This window comes from Delftia sp. DS1230 (assembly GCF_040112715.1).
Lineage (GTDB): Bacteria > Pseudomonadota > Gammaproteobacteria > Burkholderiales > Burkholderiaceae_C > Comamonas > Comamonas tsuruhatensis.
Genome location: NZ_CP157763.1, coordinates 2,654,377 through 2,672,256 on the forward strand (window position 1 = coordinate 2,654,377; position 17,880 = coordinate 2,672,256).

Below are 17,880 nucleotides of genomic sequence, written 5' to 3' on the forward strand. Positions count from 1 at the left end.
TATCGTAGCGCATCCAATCTGAAGGAGACATGTGTGAAAAAGCTCTACCCCTCTGCGGAGCAGGCGCTCCAGGGCGTCGTGGCCGACGGGCAATTGCTGGCTGTGGGAGGCTTCGGCCTGTGCGGCATTCCCGAGGCCCTGATCGACGCGCTGCGTGACAGCGGCGTCAAGGGCCTGACGGTGATTTCCAACAACGCGGGCGTGGACGGCTTTGGCCTGGGCAAGCTGCTGGAGACGCGCCAGATCAAGAAGATGATCTCGTCGTATGTGGGCGAGAACAAGGAGTTCGAGCGCCAGTACCTGGCCGGCGAGCTGGAGCTGGAATTCACGCCCCAGGGCACGCTGGCCGAGAAGCTGCGCGCAGGCGGCGCCGGCATTCCCGCCTTCTTCACCAAGACCGGCGTGGGCACCATGGTGGCCGAGGGCAAGGAGCTGCGCGAGTTCGACGGCGAGACCTATGTGATGGAGCGCTCGCTCGTGCCCGATGTCTCCCTGGTCAAGGCCCACCGTGCCGACAAGAGCGGCAACCTGCAGTTCCGCCTGACGGCGCGCAACTTCAACCCTGCCGCCGCCACGGCCGGCAAGGTCTGCATCGTGGAAGTGGAGGAGGTGGTCGAGGTCGGCGAGATCGCACCGGACGACATCCACCTGCCCGGCATCTACGTGCACCGCATCGTGCACAACCCGAACCCCGAAAAGCGCATCGAAAAGCGCACCATCACAGAAAAACAAGGAGCCTGACCATGCCGTGGACCCAAGACCAGATGGCCGCCCGCGCGGCCCAAGAACTCGAAGACGGCTTCTACGTCAACCTGGGCATCGGCATTCCCACCCTGGTGGCCAACCACACGGGTGACAAGGAAGTGTGGCTGCAGTCCGAGAACGGCATGCTGGGCATCGGCCCCTTCCCGACCGAGGATGCCGTGGACGCCGACCTGATCAACGCCGGCAAGCAGACCGTGACGACGATTGCCGGCTCGTCCATCTTCGGCAGCGACCAGTCGTTCGCCATGATCCGCGGCGGCAAGATCAACCTGTCCATCCTGGGCGCCATGCAGGTGTCCGAGAAGGGCGACCTGGCCAACTGGATGATCCCCGGCAAGATGGTCAAGGGCATGGGCGGCGCCATGGACCTGGTGGCGGGCGTCAAGCGCGTCATCGTGCTCATGGAGCATGTGGCAAAGAAGAAGGACGGCACGACCGACCTCAAAATTCTTCCCGCCTGCACTCTGCCTTTGACCGGCGTGGGCGTGGTGGACCGTATCATCACCGACCTGGGAGTGATGGACGTGACGCCGCAGGGCCTGAAGCTCGTGGAACTGGCCCCCGAAGTGAGCTTCGAGGACATCCAGTCCAAGACCGGCGTGACGCTGATTCGCTGATGTTGCCGTGCTGTGCAGTGCCTGCCTGGTGCAGGCCTGCGCGACGAGAGCCCGCCTTGCGCGGGCTCTTTTGCTTATATTTCAGATTTCGAGCCAATGGGAGCCTCTATGACGGATGTCGCGGCCGTGCGCAATCCACCGACAGCGCAGGGATGGAAGGACGAGGGCGTGCATTTCCTGCGCGCCGTCACCGACATGGCCGAGCATTGCAACGTGGTGACCGGCGAGCCCATCTTCAACGACAAGGGTGTCAAGCTCGTGGACAAGGGCGCGCGCATCGACAGCAACATGTACGAGCGCCTGGTCAAGCACAAGCTGCGCGACCCCATCGACAAGCACCTGGGCGTTGACAACCGCGTGGACGTGCTGGCCATCGAGGCCCAGGCCATGGTGCAGTGCGAAACCGTGGACCTGATGCGCCGCCTGGTGCAGTCGCTGGGCGGCACGGACCGGCTGCTGGCGCCGCTGCGCCTGATGGTGCTGCCGCCGCAGATCGCCTTCAAGCTCACGGTCATGCGCGAGCAGCGCCCCGAGCTGTTCGCCCACAGCCTGCAGATGATGCTGGTGGCCGTCTACCTGGCGCTGCAAAGCGAATGGAGCGAGCGTGAATGCGGCCCGCTGGCCACGGCGGCCCTGCTGCACGATGTGGGCATGCTCTACATGGACCCGGCCTGGACCGACCCCAACTACCGGCTCACGGGCGCCGAGCGCAAGCACCTGGTGGCGCACTCGGTCACGGGCATGCTCATCATGCGGGGCGCGGGCGCGTATTCGCAGGACGTGGAAATGGCCGTGCTCGAGCACCACGAGCGCATGGACGGCACGGGCTATCCGCGCGGCGTGCATGGCGAAGCCATCTCCAAAATGGGCCGTATCCTGTTGCTGGCCGAGGTGGTCTCGGCCTTCTTCGACAAATTCCAGGACCTGCCCGGCCAGCGCCTGTCGCTGATGCTGCGCATGAACCACCGCCGCTATCCGGCCGATCTGGTCGGCATCCTGCTGCCGCTGCTGTACGACGAGATCTCGCCGGGCACGCCGCTGCCGCCGCTGCAGGCCGAGGTCACGCACAGCGTGGCAGCGCTGTCGGCCGCCTTCCAGATGTGGGACACGTTCAGCCAGGCCTTTCCCGAGCGCTGGCAGGCCATGCCCGACCACCAGGCGGCCGTCTACATCGACTCCAGCATCGGCAGCCTGCAAAAGCAGCTGGCCGAGGCCGGCCTGCACCCGAACCAGCAGACCGACCTGCTGGCCTACCTCAAGGACGACGTGCAGGGCATGAGCGAGCTGGCCCTGCTCAGCCGCGAGGCCCTGTGGCAGCTGCAGGCCATCGTCAACGCCTGCCTGCGCCGCTGGCCCGCCATCAACGCCCGCACCCACGCCGTGGACACGGCGGTCGCGCAATGGTGCGAAGCCTGCATGCAGATCGACGCCACGCCGCCGCCGGGTGGGGCAGCGGCAACAGCTGCGCACTGAGACAGCCGGGCTTGCCCGGCTTTTTTTACATCCGTGGATCTCTTGGAAATCAAGAGTGCTGTATATTCATACAGTATTTGAGATTTTCCCCATGACCACGCCCCACGCCTCCCAACCTGCGCAGCCCGCCCCCATGGCGGGCGCGGCGCGTGTGCTGCCTCAGTTGCAGGGCGTGTGGCGTGGCGATGGCTGGCAGCAGGCGCTGCAGCAGCGCGTCCAGCCTTCGGGCCATGCGCTGCTGGATGCGCAATTGCCGGGCGGGGGCTGGCCGCTGGGCGCGATGGTCGAGCTGCTGCAGCCCGCCCATGGCCATGCCGAATGGCCGCTGCTGTTGCCGGGTCTGGCGGCCCTGATGCAGCGCAGCGCGGGCCAGGTGGTGCTGGTGGCACCGCCTTGCAGGCCTTTTGCACCGGGACTGGAAGCGGCGGGCGTGGCGGCGCACCGGCTGTGCTGCGTGGAGGCCGATACCCACCCCGGCACCCACCCCGGCGCCCACCCGGCAGGCGATGGGGCAGGGCTGGCCTGGGTCTGTGAGCAGGCACTGCGCTGCCGCGACGTGCTGGCCGTGCTGGCCTGGCTGCCGGCCGGTCTGCCCATGGCCACGCTGCGCCGGCTGCAATGGGCGGCCGCTGCGCAGGGGCGCATTCTGTGGCTGTGGCGCGAGGCCTCGGCCGCCCTGCAGACGGTGGCCTCGCCCGCGCCGCTGCGGCTGCGCGTGGAGACAGAGTTGGGGGAGCCGGGCGAAGGCGGCACGCCAGCCTGCCTGCGCGTGCAGTTGCTCAAGCGCCGGGGGCCTGCGCTGGAGCATCCCTTGAAGCTGCCGCTGCACCACTGGGCCTGGCAGGACGTGCTGCAGGCCCAGGCCCAGCGGCGCACCCGGCAGGCGGACGAGGCGCAGCGCTGGCTTCATGGACACGGGCAACTGCTGCCCGCCGAGGCGCCCGCCCTGCAGGCGGCAGCGCACACCCTGGGGTGAGATGCCATGGCACAGCCGAATCAAGCACTGCACTGGATTGCCTGGCCGCTGCATGTCGCGCAGGGCGATGGCCAGGGCAACGGCGACAGTGATGGCGAAGGCAGTGCCTGCGCCCAGCAGGCCTGGTGGGCCCTGCGCTGGACGCCGCGCGTGGCTCTCTGGTACGGGGCAGGGCAGGCCGTGGCGTTGATGGAGGTGGGCAGCGTGGAGCGCCTGTGGGGCGGTCGCCAGGCCATGCTGCTGGGCCTGCTGCGCGCGCTGCGCGAACAGCAGCCCGAGGACGGTCAGGCGGGCGGCCCCCGGATGCCGTCCTGGGCCCGGGGCGCCACGGCATGGCAGGCGCTGGCGCGTCTGCGCTGGCGCATGCAGGGCGCGGATTCGCGCCAGCCCTGGCCGCCTGCCGACGCACTGCCCATCTGGACACTGCCCGCACTGGAGCCGCATGCGCCGGCCCTGGAGCGCATGGGCTGCCGCCGCTGGGGCGAACTGCGCGCCCTGCCGCGCGCGGGCCTGGCGCGGCGCATCGGGCTGCCGGCGCTGCTGGCGCTGGACCAGGCCTATGGCAGCAGCCCCCATGCGCTGGACTGGCTGGAGCTGCCCGAGCACTTTGCATTGCGCGCCGACCTGGGCTATCCGGCCAGCGACGCCCAGGCCCTGCTGCAGGCCGCCCGGCCCCTGCTGCGTGCGCTGCAGGCCTGGCTGCAGGCCCGCCACCAGGGTGTGCTGGGCCTGCAGCTGCGCTGGCACCACGATCTGCGGCGCGTGGACGGCACGGAGCTGCCGGCCTGGGAAGCGCTGGACATCCGCACGGCCCGGCCCGCCCAGGCGCTGGAGCACATGGAGCGCCTGCTGCGCGAACGCCTGGCCCGCACGCCCTGGCGCGCGCCTGCGGACATGCTGGAGCTGGTGGCGCTGGACACCGCGCCTTTCGCGGCCGATGCCGGCAGTTGCCTGCCACCGGCCGCGCCCGGCCCGGCGCCACTGGGCGAGGCGACAGACGCGGCCAGCGGCATGGCCTGGCATGAATGGGTGGAGCGCGTCTCGGCCCGCCGTGGTGCGCAGGGCGTGCGGGTGGCGCAGCTGCAATCGGACCACCGGCCCGAGGCCATGCAGCGCTGGACCCCGGCCTGCGAGGCCCTGCAGACCCCGCAGGCGCCGCGGCGGCCCGCGCACGCGCGCAAGGCGGCCAACCCCTGGCAGGGCCTGCTGCCGCCCTGGCTGCTTGATCCGCCCCAGCCGCTGCTCCTGCAGGGCAGCCGCCCCTGCTGGCAGGGGCCGCTGCAATTGCTGGCCGGCCCCTATCGGCTGGAGGCCGGCTGGTGGGGAGAGCCGCAGGCCGATGCGGCGCTGGCCGTGCGTGACTATTTCGTGGCCAGCAACGCGGCTGTCGGCCATGTCTGGATCTACCGCGAGCGCGCGCCTGCATCGGAACGGCTGCCAGGCATGCCGGCCCTGCTGTCGCCCGCCGCCTGGTTTGCGCAAGGCATCTATGGCTGAACAGGACATCCTGATGGAGCCGCCGCCCCCGCAGCTGCAGCGGCTGCAGCCCCCGCCCCAGGCCACCGGGCCGGTGTCCGGCATGGCATCGGGCCCGGGCCTGCCCGGCTATGCGGAGCTGCACTGCCTGTCGAACTTCAGCTTTCTGCGCGGCGCCTCTTCGCCGGCCCAACTGGTGCAGCGCGCCAAGGCCCTGGGCTACCAGGCGCTGGCCCTGACCGACGAATGCTCGGTGGCCGGCGCCGTGCGGGCCTTCGAGGCTGCACGCGACTGCGAGATGGCGCTGATCCATGGCAGCGAATTCGCCTGGGGGCCGCTGCGCGTGGTGGCGCTGGCGCGCGATCTGAACGGCTGGGGCAACCTCTGCGAGTTCATCAGCGCAGCGCGCGCCCGTGCCGAAAAGGGCCGGTACCTGGTCGATACCGACAGCCCCTGGCATCTGCTGCGTGAAGGCTGCGAATGCATCGTCCTGCCACAGCGTGCGCTGCTTCCAGCCGGCGATGTGCCCGCCATCGCCCAGGCCGTGCAGGCCGCCGTGGCGCAGCTGGGGCCGGGCTGCTGGCTGGGCGTGGAGCTGCTGCTGGCGCCCGACGACAGCCTGTGGCTGCAAAGCCTGCAGGACGTGGCAGGGTTACTGGGCCTGTCCTGCGTGGCCTGCGGCGACGTGCACATGCATGCGCGCTCGCGCAAGCCGCTGCAGGACCTGGTGACGGCGCTGCGCCTTGGCTGCACGGTGGCCGAATGCGGCTTCGAGCTGCATCCCAATGCCGAGCGCCATCTGCGCTCACGCTTGCGGCTGGGCGGCATCTATCCGCGCGCCATGCTGGATGCAACCCTGCAGATTGCCGCGCGCTGCGATTTCAAGCTCAGTGAGATCAGCTACCACTATCCGCAGGAAAGCGTGCTGCCCGGCATGGACGCGCGCCAGACCCTGGCCTGGCATACCTGGCAGGGAGCGGCGGGGCGCTATCCGCAAGGCATTCCCGAATCGGTCGCCAAGCAATTGAAGGATGAGCTGGAGCTGATCGCCGAATGCCGCTACGAGATGTACTTTCTCACCGTGCACGACATCGTGCGCTATGCGCGCAGCGAAGGCATCCTGTGCCAGGGGCGCGGTTCGGCCGCGAACTCGGCCGTCTGCTATTGCCTGGGCATCACGGCCGTGGACCCGAACAAGACCACGCTGCTGATGGCGCGCTTCATCAGCCGCGAGCGCAGCGAGCCCCCAGATATCGACGTGGACTTCGAGCACGCGCGGCGCGAGACCGTCATCCAGTACATCTACGAAAAATACGGCCGCGGCCGTGCGGCGCTGACGGCCGTGGTCAGCTGCTGGCGCACGCGCGGTGCGCTGCGCGATGCGGGCAAGGCCCTGGGCGTGGATGCGGCGCTGATCGACGCCATGGCCCGGCAGCACCACTGGTTCAGCGATGCCGAGGACCAGGCGGCCGAGCCGGAGCCCGAACCCGATGACCCCGCCCTGGGCTGGGTGCGCTCCAAGCTGCTGCGCATGGCCCGGCTGCGCGAGCGGCTGGGCGACGACTGCCCGCAACTGTCGCCCCAGCGTGCGCGGCTGTGGCTGGAGCTGGCCCTGCAGCTGCGCGACAGCCCGCGCCACCTGAGCCAGCATGTGGGCGGCTTTGTGCTGACCGACGGGCCGCTGACGCGGCTGGTGCCCGTGGAGCCGGCCGCCATGGAGGGCCGCTCGGTCATCCAGTGGGACAAGGACGATCTGGACACCATGAAGCTGCTCAAGGTCGATGTGCTGGCCCTGGGCATGCTCACCGTGCTGCGCGGCAGCCTGCACGCGCGCGCCGCGCTGCGCGGCCCGCGCTGGGAGCTGGCCGACATTCCCAAGGACGACCCGGCCACCTACGACATGATCTGCCGCGCCGACACCGTGGGCACCTTCCAGATCGAGAGCCGGGCGCAGATGAGCATGCTGCCCCGGCTGCAGCCGCGCGAGTTCTACGACCTGGTGGTCGAGGTCGCCATCGTGCGGCCCGGCCCCATACAGGGCGGCATGGTCCATCCCTATCTTCAGGCGCGCGAGCGTCGGCGGCAGGGCGGCGAGCTGGTCCTGGAAAAGCCTGCGCTCGAGAAGGCGCTCAAGCGCACGCTGGGCGTGCCCATTTTTCAGGAGCAGGTGATGCAGATCGCCATGATCGCGGCGAACTTCTCGGCGGGCGATGCCGACGAGCTGCGCCGCTCCATGGCGGCCTGGCGGCGCAAGGGCGGCGTGCACCGCTTCGAGCGTCCGTTGATAGACGGCATGCTGGCCAACGGCTACAGCGCCGAATTTGCCCAGGCCATCTTCCGCCAGATGCTGGGCTTCGGCGAATACGGCTTCCCTGAAAGCCATGCCTACAGCTTTGCCATGCTGGCCTATGCCAGCGCCTGGCTCAAGCGCCATGAGCCGGCCTGTTTCCTCATGGCCTTGCTCAATGCCCAGCCCATGGGCTTCTACACCCCCTCGCAACTGATCCAGGATGCGCGCCGCCACGGCGTGCGCGTGCTGCCCGTCGATGTGCGCCACAGCGACTGGGACTGCACGCTGGAGGCACCGCACGAGCGCATTGCTGGCGTCGAGCTGCCGCAGCCGGCCGTGCGCCTGGGTCTGTGCATGGTGGCGCAGCTGCCAAAGACTTCCGGCGAGCGCGTGGCCCAGGTCCGCGCGCAGGCGCCGTTCAGGAGCACCGAGGACCTGGCCCTGCGCGCCCGGCTGCAGCGCGCCGAGCTGCAGGCCCTGGCGGCGGCCGATGCGCTGCAGGGCCTGTCAGGCCACCGCCGCCAGCAGATGTGGGATGCCGCGGCCCTGCAGGTGCAGCCCCCGCTGTTCGCGGGCGTGCCCGTGCACGAGGCGCCCGTGCAACTGGCCGCCGCGCCCGAGGGCGAGGAAATCCTGTTCGACTACGCGGCCACGGGCCTGAGCCTGCGCCGCCATCCGCTGGCCCTGCTGCGTGACCGCCTGCGCCGCCACGGGCTGCGCACGGCGCTGGAGCTGCGCGACACGCTGGCGGGCATGCGCGTGCGGGCCTGCGGCATCGTCACCGTGCGCCAGCGCCCGCCCACGGCCAAGGGCACGGTCTTCATCACGTTGGAGGACGAGACGGGCACGGTCAACCTGGTGGTCTGGCCCGATACCGTCACGCGCTGGGGCGAGCCCTTGCTGGGCGCGCGGCTGCTGGCGGTGGAGGGCATCTGGCAAAGCAGCTCGGACTGGGGCGGCGGCAAGGACTGCGGCGAGTCAGTGCCTGCAGAGCAGGCCAGCCAGGAGGTGGCCGCCGTGCGCCATCTCATCGTGCACCGCGCCCGCGACATGAGCCGCTGGCTGGGCCGCCTGGGCGGCGCCGGCGTGGCAAGCCGCAATTTCCACTGAGGGCTGTTGCCGTTGTTGCCGAAGCAGGCTCAGGCCATGCGGGCGTCGGCGCGGATGTCGGGCATCTGGTCGATACGCTTGCCGAACCAGCCTATGCGCTCGGTCTGGCGCACGTCCAGCCTGGGCACGTAGGGCTTGATGTCGAGCACGGGCGTGCCGTCCAGCATGTCGTTGCCCAGGAAATGCAGCAGCAGTCCTTCGCGCCGCACCAGGCGCACGATGGACAGGCCCAGCCGGTTGGGCCGCGCCGGGGCGCGCGTGGCGAACACGCCGTGGCTGCTGTCGTCCATGAAGGGCACGACTTCCAGCTTTTCCACGGCCTGGTGCAGGTGGGTGATGAGGATCAGGTAGTCAAAGCCTTCGATGTCGCGCAGCCCGGCCTCGAACTCGGGCAGCAGCTCCACGCGGCCGGCCTCGTCGGCCGCGCCTGCCGTCTGTATGGGCATGCCCACCGGATCGGTGAAGCGGCTGCGCACATGGCCGATGGGGCGGCAGCCTATGGCTTGCGCGGCGGCATCGCTCATGCGCTGGCGGTGCCCTGGGGATTGAGCAGGCGCGTCAGCGCTGCGATATCGGCCGCAGCCGCCATGCGCGACGTGGTTTCTATGGAGCGGTAATGCCTGACGATGGCCTCGCCCGTGGCCGTGAGCGAGGCGCCGCCGCCATGGGCGCCGCCTGCGCTGGTGTTGACGGCCGGCGTCTGCAGCGCGCGGTTCATCTCGTCCACGAGCACCCAGGCGCGCCGGTACGACATGCCCAGCGAACGGGCTGCGGCCGAGATGGAGCCCGCCTCGGCGATGGATTCGAGCAACTGCACCTTGCCGGGTCCGATGGCAATGGTGCTGTCGTTGTATACGCGCAGGCGGAACTGGACTTTGGAGGACATGGGAGAAGGGCTGGGCACGGCAAAAGCGGGTTAACGGCGAAGGTTAAGCGAAATCAACGGTCTGCGCCGCGATGGGGCTAAGGGGAAATACGCAATGCATGGCCTGCTACAGCGGGGCGGGTCATATGCACTGTGCGCCGCCGCCGTTCGCAACGGCTGTGGCCCTCATGGTACTGATGGCTCGCACGGTCGGCGTTGCCACTCTTGCCAGACTGCACGCTGGCCCAAGCCCCGGCTCACATAGGCGCGCGGTGATCATGGACTTGCTGGCCAGCGCCTGGGGACGGCCGTTCGTGGCGTTCCCAGGGCGCGCTGCAGCTGAAGGCCGGGCAGGCCTTCCTACTTCTTGCCGGCGTCTGCCAGCAGGCGCTGGCATTGCGCATCTTCCTCGGCAGCCGGCACCGTCAGCGGCACCAGGGCCAGGGCGGCGGGCGCCACCACGGCGGCGGCCACGGCCGCGCCCGCACGCAGCAGCAGCGGGCCGGGCTCCACGCCCACCTTGGGGTTGGCGAAGCTGCCGCGCACATACAGGGGCGTGCGCAGCGAGAAGAACTTCCACTTCAGCGATTCGGGCTTGATGTGCAGATCCATGGTCTCCTGCGCCAGGCTGATCTGGCCTGTGGCCTCCACGATCGCCTCCGGCGTCGCCAACTTGACGTTGCGCGTGCGTGCCAGGCCGTTCTGCACGGACAGGTCGGCCACGGCGCAGTTGAGCTGGACTTCCTTGTCGGCACCGAACAGCTTGGTCACCACCACGCTGCCCAGGTTGAGCGCGGCCAGGTCCAGCAGTTGCTTGCTGAAGCGCCCGTCGCGCACATACAGGCGCATGTCGCCGGAGCTGGTGCCCAGCCATTCGGCCATGGACTGGCCTCGGCCCTCCAGGGCGATGGCGCCATCCATGCTGCCCAGGCTTTTCTTCATCAATTCGATCTCGGGGAACAGGGCCGACAGCTGCAGCCCCTGGACCTTGCCCTGGAGGTTGGCCTTGGGCGGCTTGGCGCCGCTGTCCACCATGGCCTGCAGGTCCAGCTTGCCCTTGGCCATGCCGAAGCGCAGCGGCGCCAGGCGCAGCACACCGTTGTCCATGACGGCATGTACGCTGAAGTTCTCGATGGGCAGGGCCTGGGGACGCTCGATGCGATCACTCTGGAAGTGCACATCCATATCCATGGCATTCCACTTGCTGGTGTCGAAGCGCTGCGTGGGCAGGGTCTTGCCGCTGGCCGCCTGCCGGCTTTTCTGGTCCTGCCTGGTGGACGGTGCTCCTACCACCGGCCCCAGGTCGGCCAGGCGCAGCTTGCGCGATGCCAGCTTGCCGCTGAGCTTGGGCCGGGGCTTGCCGGATGCGTAATGCAGCGAGCCGCGCAGATCGCTCTGGCCCACGCGGCCCTCGAAGTTTTCGTAGTCCCACTCGGCGCGGCCGGGCTGCAGGCTGCCGACCAGATGGCCGTTGGTGTCGAAGGGCGGTGTACGCGGCAGCAGCAGGCCGGTCAGTGGGAACAGGTCGGCCATGCTGGAGCCGCGCAGGTGCACCTGCAGGTCCATGCCCTTGAGTGCCCTGGGATTGTCGAGAATGCCCTCGGCCCGTGCGCGCAGGCTGCCCGCATGGGCCCACAGCTTGACCGGAAAGCGTGCCTGCTCGCTTTGCAGGTCCAGCACGGGCCCGATGAGGCCCTGGGCCTCGACCGTGGCCTTGGCGATGCGGCCGGTCAGGCCGACGCGCATGCCATACGGAAAGTCTGGACTGGGCGGCCGTACAAGGCTGTCCAGGCGTGCGCGCACCGCCATCTGGCGCACGCCATCGCTCCAGCCCACCAGGCCGCCGCGCAGGCTCAATTGCGTCACTTGGAAGCGCCAGCGCGGACCGGTGGACTCGGGGCGCTTGAAAGTCCAGTTGTTGCTGCCGTCCTTGCGCCGTGCAAAGACCAGGTCAGGCCCTTCGAGCTGCAGATGGTCCAGCAGCACGTGCCGGCCCAGCAGCGGCCACAGCCGCAGGCTGGCCGTGGCGTGGGCTGCCGTGGCCATGGTGGCGGCGTCGCGCGGGGGAGGGGCCATTTTCTCGTCGGCCAGGACGATGCTGTCGCTGTCGATACTGGGCGCGGAAGGGCTGGCCTGCGAGTCCTTGTCCTTCGCCTTTCCCCTGGGCTGTTCCTTGGCTTTCTCCTCGGGCAGGCGGCCCTTGTTCAACTGGTCGGGCGGCGCAGGCAGGGCAGGCAGCTCGCCACTGCCCTTGGCCGGCTCCTGCTCCACCTGCCAGCCTTCGGGCTGGCCCAGCGTCAGCTGCTCGGCCTGGACGGTGACGCCAGGAATCCAGTGACGCCAGCCCTGGTCCAGGGGCTGGGGCCAGTTCCATTGCACCCGCAGGTCGCCTTCAATCGCGAAATGCCGGCCGGTGCTTTCACTGACCCGCTCATTGATCCAGGGCTTGGCGCGGTTCCAGTCATAGGTGGCAATCAGGACCACGACCAGCGCCAGCAGCAGCACCAGGGCCGAGACCATCCACACGAGGATGCGCAGCCAGCGGCGGCGCGGCGGGCGGGGTGTGGGCTTGGATGCCGGCGTGGGAGAGCTGTCGGTCGCTGTGTCGGTCATGGCGCAGGGGGCCGCTAAATGGAGTTCGGTCCATCCTAGCGCCGCAAAACCGCTTGCCAAGGTCCGGGACGCGCTGGCGGGCAGCCGGCAGGCCCGCATACAGGAGATTGGCCTACAGCGCGGCCTGCCGTGGCAAAAGCGCTGTCATCACCGTGTCTCCTGGCCCTGCCGCAGTCGGGTGGATGCCAGGGCGGCCACCACCAGCAGGCCCGCCATGATGAACAGGCCGTTGCGCGTGCTGCCCGTGGCCTGTTCGATCATCCCCATCACCGTGGGGCCGATGAAGCCGCCCACCAGGCCGCAGGTATTGACCAGGGCAATGCCGCCCGCCAGCCCCGCACCCGCCAGCCGCGAGGCCGGGAACAGGAAGACGACGGACTGCACCACGAAGAACATCAGCGCCGTGAGGCTGAAGCCCAGCAGCCCCAGCGCGGGCGAGGCCTTGCCCGCCAGCGCCGCCAGCAGCAGGCCTGCAGCCATGGTGCCCAGGCCCGCCAGCAGCATGCGCCGGCAGCGCTGCGGGTGGGTGGCAAAGCGCGGTAGCCAGGCCGCACCGATGGCCGCTGCGATCCAGGGCGCGGAGTTGAGCGTGCCGATCTGCAGCGGCGAGAGCTGGCCGTAGGTGCCGATGATGCCGGGCAGGAAGAAGATCACCGTGTAGATGCTGATCTGGTGGCAGAAGTAGACAAGGATGGCCAGCCAGATCTGGCGGTCGCGCAGGCAGTCCCGGAGCGAGTGGCCCACCTGGCCGGCGCTGGCCTGCTGGTCCTGCTCGGCCTGCAGGCGTTGCAGTACCTCGCGCGATTCGGCGGCCGTCAGCCAGGGCGCGCTGGCCGGGCCGTCTGGCAGCTTCTTCCAGACCACCCAGGCCAGGGCCACGGCGGGCAGGCCCTCGATCACGAACATCCATTGCCAGCCGTGCCAGCCCAGGAAGCCGTCCATCTGCAGCAGCGCGCCGCCCACGGGGCCGCTGAGGATGTTGGCAATGCACACGCCCAGCAGGAAGTAGCCGATGGCGCGGGCCCGTTCCTCGCGGCCGAACCAGTAGGTCAGGTACAGCATCACGCCGGGGAACAGCCCCGCCTCGGCCGCGCCCAGCAGCACGCGCATCACGTAGAACGAGGTCTCTCCGGTGATGAAGGCCATGCCGGCCGACAGCAGGCCCCAGGTCACCATGATGCGGGTGATCCAGAACCGCGCGCCCACCCTGTGCATGATCAGGTTGCTGGGCACTTCCAGCAGGGCGTAGCTCAGGAAGAACAGCCCCGCGCCCAGGCCGTAGGCGGCCGCCGAGATGCCCAGGTCCACCTCGATGTGCGACTTGGCCAGCGCGATATTGGTGCGGTCTATGAAGCTGATCACATAGGACAGCACCAGCAGCGGCATCAGCCTGCGGAAGATGCGGGCATTGAGCAGCGACTGCCTGTCGCCGGCGGCAGGCTGCGGCCGTGCGGGCGGCGCGTGAACAGGGGAGGGCGATGGGTGATGGACCATGGCAAATCCTTGGAAAGATGGGTGGATGAAAGCGGAGTCAGGCGGTGGCGGTGGAGGCGGCGTTGCCGCGCGTGCCCAGCTGCAGGGCCACGCCGCCCAGCGCGCAGCCGGCCATGACCAGGAAGCACAGGGCATAGCCGCCGGGGCTGGTCCAGCCGCCGCCCAGGGAGATCAGGCTGCCCATCAGCACGGGCGCGATGCCGCCGCCCACGAACATGGCGGTGGTGATGATTCCGTTGGCCGTGGAGGTGGCCGCAGGCTGGGCGCAGTCCGAGGCCACCGCGTAGTAGATGGGCCAGACCGCATTGGCGACCAGGCCGAACAGCAGCTGCATCACCACGACCAGGGCCATGGTGTCGGCGAAGTAGAAGGCGCCCACGCTGGCGGCCATCCACAGGCCGCAGATCACCAGGGTGACGCGGCGCCCGATCACGTCCGACAGAGCCGGCCAGACCAGCTGGCCCAGGATGCCGGTGAGCGTGAACACCACGCTCATGCCTGCCGATTCGGCCAGCGACAGGCCCATGATGTTGTAGAGGTAGGCGGGCAGCACCACGTTGATGCCCATGTAGACCACCTGCGTGAGCAGGGTGTTTCCAGCCGTCAGGGCGATGCTGCGGTTGGCCAGCGTGCTGCGCAGGGTGCGCCAGGCCTGGCCTTTTTCCACCTGCGCCGCCACGCTGGCCTGCGGCGGGGTCATGCCCCGGGCGGCGATGTCGGCATACAGCAGTTCCATCTTCTGCGGCGTGGAGTAGCGCGCCCAGAACCACATCAGCGGGATGGCGACGACCAGCGCGACAAAGAACACATAGCGCCAGTTCTCCTCGCCGAAGGCGTACAGCACAAAGCCGGCGACCAGGCCGCTGAGCATGGCGCCCACCGGATAGCCCGTGTGGTGGGCGCCCAGCGCGAAGCCGCGCCGCTCCACCGGCCACCACTCGGCGGTATTGCTCACGCCCACGGGCTCGCCCCAGCCGGCGCCCAGGTTGACGCCGACGCGCAGCGCCACGAAGCCCGCCAGGCTGCCGCTCAGCGCCTTGAAGCCCGAGGCGAACGACAGCGCCGTATAGCCCAGCACCAGGGGCACCTGAAAGCGTGCGCGCTTCCAGCCCGCGCCGTAGCGGTCGCTCCAGATCGCCCCGGGAACGTCCAGCACGGCCAGGGCCAGCATCACGATGGTGGCCACCGTGCCCCATTCGTCGGCCGACAGGCCGAAGTGCCGGGAGATGGTCGGCCCCAGCCGCAGCACGATCTCGCGGTCGTAGGCATTCAGTACCCAGATCAGCCAGCAGACCAGCAGGGATACCCATGAATAGCGGTGGATCTGGCGCAGCGAAGCGCGCGGGGCCTGGGCCATGGCGGTCTCCCGGGCACCAGCGGTGGGTGCCGTTTCATTGTTGTGTGGATGAAGGCGCCGCTTCGCGGGGCGGGCGGCGTTGCGGTGCGAAGGCTCCGGGCCTGCATGCCCGGCTCCGTGCTCAGGCGCCGAAGCGCTGCTCGGGCAGGCCACGCACGCCCAGCCCCTTGACGGCAAACAGCGCGCCACGGGACTGGCCGTCGCCCGGGAAACGCGGCAACGGCGGCTTGCCCATGGAGGTGACGTACAGCGTGTCGAGCCCGGGCCCGCCGAACATCACGCTGGTCACCTTGCGCACCGGCATCTCTATCACCCGGTCCACCCGGCCGTCCGGCGTGTAGCGCACCAGCTGGCCCGCGTACACCAGGGCCTGCCACAGGCAGCCTTCGGCATCGACCGTGGCCCCGTCGGCCGCGCCGCCACCGCTGGTGTCGACCGGGGCAAAGGTCCGGCGGCCGCTGGCATGGCCCGTGGCCGTGTCGTAGTCGTAGGCGCGGATCTCGCCGCTCCACGTGTCCGAGAAATAGAGCGTCGTGCCGTCCGGGCTCCAGCACGGGCCGTTCGAGCAGATGATGCCCTCGTCCAGCACATGCAGGCTCAGGTCCGTGTCCAGCCGGTACAGCCGTGCCGAAGGCTGCTCCTCCAGGGTGTCCATGGAGCCGAAGACGAAGCGGCCCTGCCGGTCCACCTTGCCGTCGTTGAGCCGGTTGCCGGGAAGGTGGGGCTCGGGGGCGACGACCAGCTCCAGCTCGCCGCTTTCCAGGTCCAGCGTGTGCACGCCGCCGTGCAGCGCCACCAGGGCCGAGCGGCCGTCGCGGCGCAGTGCCATGGAGCCAATCTTCTGGCCGACTTCCCAGGCGCGCAGTTCCCGCCCGTCGGCCGTGCAGCGGAAGATGCGGCCGTCGAAGCTGTCTATCCAGTACAGGCGCTGCTGCCCGACATCCCACAGCGGGCCTTCGCCCAGCGTGGTCTTGAGGTCGGCGACGATATCGATCTGCATGGGAGTCTCCTGTTCGGTGGCATGGGGGCTGGCCCGGGAAGGCGATTCAGAAGGCCACGTTGGCCGCACCCTTGAGGCCCAGCATGCTGCGCGCCTCGTCAGGCGTGGCGACGTCGACATTCAGGGCCTCGAGCACGGTGCGGATGCGGCGCACCTGCTCGGCGCTGGAGGTGGCCAGCTGTCCCGGGCCTATCCACAGAGAGTCTTCCAGCCCCACGCGCACATGCGAGCCCATGGCCGCGCCCATGGTGGCCAGCGGCAGCTGGTTGCGCCCGGCGCCCAGGATGGACCACTGGTAGTTGCTGCCCAGCAGGCGGTCGGCCGTGCGCCGCATGTGCATCAGGTCCTCCGGGTGGCCGCCGATGCCGCCCAGGATGCCGAACACCGACTGCACGAACACGGGCCCCTGCACCAGCCCCCGGTCCACGAAATGCGCCAGGTTGTGCAGGTGGCTGATGTCGTAGCACTCGAACTCGAATCGCGTGCCCTGGGCCTGGCCCAGCCGCAGGATGCCTTCGATATCGGCAAAGGTGTTCTTGAAGACCAGGTTGCGGCTGTTTTCCAGGTGCTCGCGCTCCCAGGCGTGTTCCAGGTTCTGGAAGCGCTCCAGCATGGGGAACAGGCCGAAGTTCATCGAGCCCATGTTCAGCGAGGCCAGCTCGGGCTGGAACTCGGTCACGGGCCGCATGCGCTCTGGCACCGTCATGTGCGGGCTGCCGCCCGTGGTGATGTTGACGATGGCATCGCTCTCGGCCCGGATCGCCTTGAGAAAGGGGCGGAACAGCTCAGGGTCCTGCGACGGGCGCCCGTCGCGCGGATCGCGGGCATGCAGGTGCACGATGGCGGCGCCGGCCTCGGCGGCATCGATGGCGGCGCGCGCAATCTGCTCGGCCGTCACCGGCAGGTGGGGCGACATGCTGGGCGTGTGGATGGCGCCCGTGGGCGCGCAGGTGATGATGGCTTTGGTGCGGGTGGCCATGGAAGGTCCTTGCGAACGGTGAAAAGACGAGAGGAGGGGAGGACGAGAGGGCGCTCAGCTCAGCGCCTGTGTCAGCCCATCGACGGCCAGCTCCTGGCCCGTGACATGGCCGGCCAGCGGGCTGGCGGCAAACACGGCCATGTTGGCAATGTCGCGCGCCGTGGCCATGCGGCCCAGCGCGGCCTGGTGCGTGTAGCTGCGCGTGACGTCCTCCAGCGGCATGCCGCGTGCCTGCGCCTTGGCGGCAATCACATCGCGGATGCGCGGGCCGTCCACGGCGCCCGGCAGGATGGCGTTCACCCGGATGCCGTCGGCGCCCAGCTCCAGCGCCAGCGACTTGGTCAGGCCGATCACCGCCCACTTGGACGCCGAATAGGCCGTGCGGCCCGGCATGCCCAGGTGGCCTGCCGCCGAAGACAGGTTGACGATGGCCGCCTGCCGGCCCTCGCGTGCCGATTGCCGAAGCCGGGGCACGGCCAGCCGCGTGCACAGGAAGGCGCCGGTGATGTTCACATCCAGCGTGCGCTGCCAGTCGGCCAGCTCCAGCGTCTCCACCGCGCCCGTGGGGCCGGCCACCCCGGCGTTGTTGACGAGGATGTCCAGGCCGCCCAACTCGTTGTCCACGGCCTTGAACAGGGCCTGCACCTGCAAGGCATCCGACACATCGGCAAGACGGCCGCTGGCGCCGGGCAAAGCGGCAGCCAGCGCATCCAGGCTGGCCTGGGCCACGTCACAGACCATGACGCGCGCGCCGGCCTCGGCAAAGGCGCGGCTGATTTCCAGGCCGATTCCGGCGGCGCCCGCCGTCACCAGGACGCGCTGGCCGGCCAGAAGATCGTTTTTCCACATGCGGGGACTCCTTGGG

At 69.4% G+C, this 17,880-nt stretch carries 14 protein-coding genes; 6 read left to right on the plus strand and 8 right to left on the minus strand.

Annotated features, from left to right (window positions below; translation table 11 throughout):
- The first annotated feature begins 33 nt into the window (after positions 1-33).
- The 6 genes from AAN986_RS11845 to dnaE all read left to right on the plus strand — a co-directional run bounded on the left by AAN986_RS11845 (position 34) and on the right by dnaE (position 8,707).
- Complete coding sequence (locus tag AAN986_RS11845; protein ID WP_016446257.1) at positions 34-741, plus strand: CoA transferase subunit A; 708 nt, start codon at positions 34-36, stop codon at positions 739-741.
- A gap of 2 nt (positions 742-743) precedes the next feature.
- Positions 744-1,382 (plus strand): 3-oxoacid CoA-transferase subunit B, encoded by a 639-nt coding sequence (locus AAN986_RS11850; protein WP_012206068.1) that lies wholly within the window; start codon positions 744-746, stop codon positions 1,380-1,382.
- A gap of 108 nt (positions 1,383-1,490) precedes the next feature.
- Positions 1,491-2,855 carry an HD domain-containing phosphohydrolase gene (locus AAN986_RS11855; protein ID WP_016446256.1) on the plus strand — a complete coding sequence of 455 codons (1,365 nt, stop codon included), beginning with the start codon at positions 1,491-1,493 and terminating at the stop codon, positions 2,853-2,855.
- A gap of 91 nt (positions 2,856-2,946) precedes the next feature.
- Positions 2,947-3,831, plus strand: coding sequence for a translesion DNA synthesis-associated protein ImuA (gene imuA, locus AAN986_RS11860; RefSeq protein WP_047216957.1), 885 nt, complete (start codon positions 2,947-2,949; stop codon positions 3,829-3,831).
- A 6-nt stretch (positions 3,832-3,837) separates the two neighbouring features.
- The gene (locus tag AAN986_RS11865; protein ID WP_047216958.1) at positions 3,838-5,328 is read left to right on the plus strand and encodes a DNA polymerase Y family protein; all 1,491 of its coding nucleotides are present in this window, start codon (positions 3,838-3,840) and stop codon (positions 5,326-5,328) included.
- Complete coding sequence (dnaE, locus tag AAN986_RS11870) at positions 5,321-8,707, plus strand: DNA polymerase III subunit alpha (protein WP_047216959.1); 3,387 nt, start codon at positions 5,321-5,323, stop codon at positions 8,705-8,707. Before AAN986_RS11865 ends, dnaE begins: the two co-directional genes overlap by 8 nt.
- A gap of 29 nt (positions 8,708-8,736) precedes the next feature.
- Here dnaE and tsaA read toward each other — a convergent pair whose 3' ends face one another.
- From tsaA to AAN986_RS11910, 8 genes are all read right to left on the minus strand, one after another.
- Positions 8,737-9,231 (minus strand): tRNA (N6-threonylcarbamoyladenosine(37)-N6)-methyltransferase TrmO, encoded by a 495-nt coding sequence (gene tsaA, locus AAN986_RS11875; protein ID WP_016451588.1) that lies wholly within the window; start codon positions 9,229-9,231, stop codon positions 8,737-8,739.
- A complete protein-coding gene (locus AAN986_RS11880) occupies positions 9,228-9,593 on the minus strand; it encodes a LysR family transcriptional regulator (protein ID WP_016446251.1) in 366 nt (121 codons plus the stop codon). Before AAN986_RS11880 ends, tsaA begins: the two co-directional genes overlap by 4 nt.
- 339 nt (positions 9,594-9,932) lie before the next feature.
- Positions 9,933-12,185: an AsmA family protein gene (locus tag AAN986_RS11885; RefSeq protein WP_349335676.1), complete on the minus strand. Its 2,253-nt coding sequence runs from the start codon at positions 12,183-12,185 to the stop codon at positions 9,933-9,935.
- A gap of 147 nt (positions 12,186-12,332) precedes the next feature.
- Positions 12,333-13,679: an MFS transporter gene (locus tag AAN986_RS11890; RefSeq protein ID WP_349335677.1), complete on the minus strand. Its 1,347-nt coding sequence runs from the start codon at positions 13,677-13,679 to the stop codon at positions 12,333-12,335.
- A 37-nt stretch (positions 13,680-13,716) separates the two neighbouring features.
- Positions 13,717-15,036 carry an MFS transporter gene (locus AAN986_RS11895; protein WP_349335678.1) on the minus strand — a complete coding sequence of 440 codons (1,320 nt, stop codon included), beginning with the start codon at positions 15,034-15,036 and terminating at the stop codon, positions 13,717-13,719.
- Positions 15,037-15,157: 121 nt separating this feature from the next.
- A complete protein-coding gene (locus tag AAN986_RS11900; RefSeq protein WP_017403842.1) occupies positions 15,158-16,036 on the minus strand; it encodes an SMP-30/gluconolactonase/LRE family protein in 879 nt (292 codons plus the stop codon).
- A 46-nt stretch (positions 16,037-16,082) separates the two neighbouring features.
- Positions 16,083-17,015 carry a 3-keto-5-aminohexanoate cleavage protein gene (locus tag AAN986_RS11905; RefSeq protein WP_047216963.1) on the minus strand — a complete coding sequence of 311 codons (933 nt, stop codon included), beginning with the start codon at positions 17,013-17,015 and terminating at the stop codon, positions 16,083-16,085.
- Between the two features lie 54 nt (positions 17,016-17,069).
- The gene (locus AAN986_RS11910; RefSeq protein WP_047216964.1) at positions 17,070-17,864 is read right to left on the minus strand and encodes an SDR family oxidoreductase; all 795 of its coding nucleotides are present in this window, start codon (positions 17,862-17,864) and stop codon (positions 17,070-17,072) included.
- Between the last annotated feature and the right edge of the window lie 16 nt (positions 17,865-17,880).